Genomic DNA, 3189 nt, shown 5'->3' with positions numbered 1-3189 from the left:
GATGATGATCGTGTCGTCGTCGGCCAGGAACTGGACGAAGCGCAGGATCTCGCCGATCGCCTCGCGCGGCTGATGCCCGGCAAGCAGGATGTCGGACACGACGATGGCGCCGGCGTTGATGAACGGATTGCGCGGAATGCCGCTCTCATGCTCGAGCTGGACGATCGAGTTGAACGGATTGCCCGACGGCTCGCGGCCGACACGCTGCCACAACGCATCGCCGACCTTGCCCAGCGCCAGGGTCAGCGTGAACACCTTCGAGACGCTCTGGATAGAAAAGGGCTGATCGGCATCGCCGGCAAGGATGATGCGCCCGTCATTGGTCACGGCGGCAATGCCGAATTTCTTCGGATCGACCTTGCCGAGCTGCGGGATATAGGTGGCGACATCGCCGCGATCGCTGCGCTCGGTCATTTCGGCGGCCACTTCCGCCAGCGCCTGTTCAAGCTCGGGCATGGCGTCTATTTCAGCCAGCTTTCGATGCGCGCCAGCGCCTCGACCATGTCGTCATGGCTGCCGGCATAGGAAAAGCGCATGGTGCGATGGCCCTGGAGCGGATCGAAATCACGGCCGGGCGTGGCCGCCACATGCGCCTCGGCCAGCATCTTGCGCGCGAAGGCCATGCTGTCATTGGTGTGCCGCGTGACATCGCAGAAGGCGTAGAACGCGCCGTCCATGGGCGCCGCGAGCGGGAAGCCCAGCTCCGGCAGACGCTTCATCAGCAGGTCGCGGTTCCAGGCATAACGCGCCTTCACCGCTTCCAGCTCTTGCGTGGCATTGAAGGCCTCGATCGCCGCGACCTGCGATAGTTCCGGCGGCGAGATGTAGAGGCTCTGCGCGATGCGCTCGACCGGCCGCACCAGTTCGTCCGGCAGCACCATCCAGCCGATGCGCCACCCGGTCATGCAATAATATTTCGAGAAGGAGTTGATCACCGTCACGCCGGCGCCATAGGCAAGTGCAGTGACGTCGGGCGCGGCATAGGCCAGCCGGTGGTAGATTTCATCCGAGATCACCGCGATGCCAAGCTCGCCTGCGGTCTTCACCAACGCGGAAAGCTCGTCGGCTGGAATGACCGCGCCGGTCGGATTGGCTGGACTGGCAAACAGCACGCCTTTCAACGGCTTCTCGCGGTGTGCGCTCTTCAGGTGGTCGGCATGCAGATAGGCGTCCGATCCAAGCTCGATCTCGACGATCTCGATGCCAAGCGCGGCCATGATGTTGCGGTAGGCCGGATAGCCGGGCGCGGCGATGGCGACGCGGTCGCCGGGATCGAACATCGCCAGGAAAGCCAGGTTGAAGGCGGCGGACGATCCGGTTGTGACGGCGATACGGGCGGGCGCGACATCGATTCCGTAATGCTCGCCATAGTGCGCGGCGATCGCCTTGCGCAGCTCCGCCAGGCCAAGAGCATCGGTGTAGCCGATGCGGCCGTGCTTCAGCGCGAGAGCGGCGGCTTCGCGGACGCCGACCGGCGCCGGGTCCGACGGCTGGCCGACCGCCATCGATACCACGGGAATCCCGGTCGCCTTCAGCCGGTTGGCCTCGGCCAGAATATCCATGGCGTGGAACGGCTCGACCTCGCCGCGGCGTGAAAGCGAAACGACCATCTGACTCTTCAGCCTGCCTTTGGTTGGCAAATCCACAGGCAAACCATCGCTCGCTTGCCCTGGAACTGCCGGGAGTTCGACGGCAGCGCCGCACAAATGCCCGATTGGTGTGGGGATCACAAGCGCGCAGGAAGTTATCGGCGCCGACTTTTCATCCTTCGCCCGCTCGTCTACCAGTGGACCTGTCATGTTGAGCCGACCCGAACGATGATCGATAGATCGACCGCAATAGGGCGAACCGCGCGCGGGTTCGCGACGCTCCTGCTTGCCGCCGCCGTCGCGGTGTCCACTTCGCTGAGCGCCTTCGCGCAAGGCGTGCCGGTGGTGCGCGACGCCGAGATCGAGGCGCTGGTGCGCGACTATGCCCGACCGATCTTCAAGGCGGCGGGCCTTGCCAATGACGGGATCGACATCGTTCTCGTCAACGACCAGAGCTTCAATGCGTTCGTGACCGGCCGCCGCCTGTTCATCAACACCGGCGCGCTGGTGACGGCCGAGACGCCGAACGAGATCATCGGCGTCATCGCGCACGAGGCCGGCCATATTGCCGGCGGCCACCAGCAGAAGCTGCGCGATCAACTCGATCGCGCCAAGACCATGGCCATCATCGCCACGCTGCTCGGGGCGGGCGCGATCGTGGCCGGCGCCACCACCAACAGCCGCGGCCTTGCCGGCGCCGGCATGGGCGTCGCCGCCGGCGGCGGCGAGATGGCGCAGCGCAGCATCCTTGCTTATCAGCGCGGCGAAGAAATCACCGCCGACCGCTCGGCGATCACCTACCTCAATGCCACCGGCCAGTCCGGCATGGGCATGCTGAAGACCTTCGGGCGCTTCCAGAGCGCGCTTTCGCTGTCGGGCACCCAGCTCGATCCTTACCGGATCAGCCATCCGATGCCCCGGGAGCGCATCGCCAATCTCGAGGTGCTGGTCAAGGCGAGCCCATATGTCAGCCAGGTCGACGCGCCGGCGCTGCAGCAGCGGCATGACATGATGCGCATCAAGATCGCGGCCTATATGCAAGGCCAGGCGGCCGTGGCGCGGCTGATGCGCAAGAACCCGACCAGCCTTGCCTCGCGCTATGGCGACGCGCAGCAGACCTATCTCTACGGCAATCCTGGCGCCGCGCTGACGAAAACCGCGGCCCTAATCAAGGAACAGCCGAAGAACCCCTATTTCCAGGAACTGCGCGGCGACATCCTGATGAAGGCCAACAGGCCCAAGGACGCCGCGGATGCCTATGCCAAAGCGGCGAGCCTCGACGCGGCGCGGTCCGGCTTGCTGCTGGTCTCGCTCGGCCAGGCGCTGATGGCGGTCGGCACGCCGGACTCAATCAACAAAGCGGTGGCGCAGCTCAACAGCGGGATCGGGCGCGACAAGGAAAACGCCGTAGCCTACCGCTATCTGGCTCAAGCCTATGCCGAATTGGGGCAAATCCCGGCCGCCGACCTTGCGACAGCGGAGGGCCATTTCTATTCGGCCGACTATAAGAACGCGAAGATCTTCGCCATGCGCGCTCAACAGAAATTGAAGCGCGGCGAGCCCCGCTGGCTTCGCGCGCAGGATATCATAAACTACACGC

General features: G+C 64.9%; 2 protein-coding genes and 1 pseudogene. 1 reads left to right on the top strand and 2 read right to left on the bottom strand.

The window, feature by feature from the left end:
- The coding region (locus EOA60_RS25540; RefSeq protein WP_206628224.1) for a glutaminase at positions 1-456 on the bottom strand (456 nt) is incomplete at its 3' end.
- A 5-nt stretch (positions 457-461) separates the two neighbouring features.
- Entirely contained in the window at positions 462-1610 is a 1149-nt protein-coding gene (locus EOA60_RS25535; RefSeq protein ID WP_127216806.1) for an aminotransferase class I/II-fold pyridoxal phosphate-dependent enzyme, read from the bottom strand.
- 187 nt (positions 1611-1797) lie between these two features.
- Between EOA60_RS25535 and EOA60_RS25530 the strand changes: the two are divergent.
- Positions 1798-3189: pseudogene (locus EOA60_RS25530) on the top strand (M48 family metalloprotease); the annotation flags it as partial.

This window comes from Mesorhizobium sp. M1A.F.Ca.IN.020.06.1.1 (assembly GCF_004023265.1).
Taxonomy (GTDB): Bacteria; Pseudomonadota; Alphaproteobacteria; order Rhizobiales; family Rhizobiaceae; genus Mesorhizobium.
This window is presented reverse-complemented; position numbering and strand designations above follow the sequence as displayed.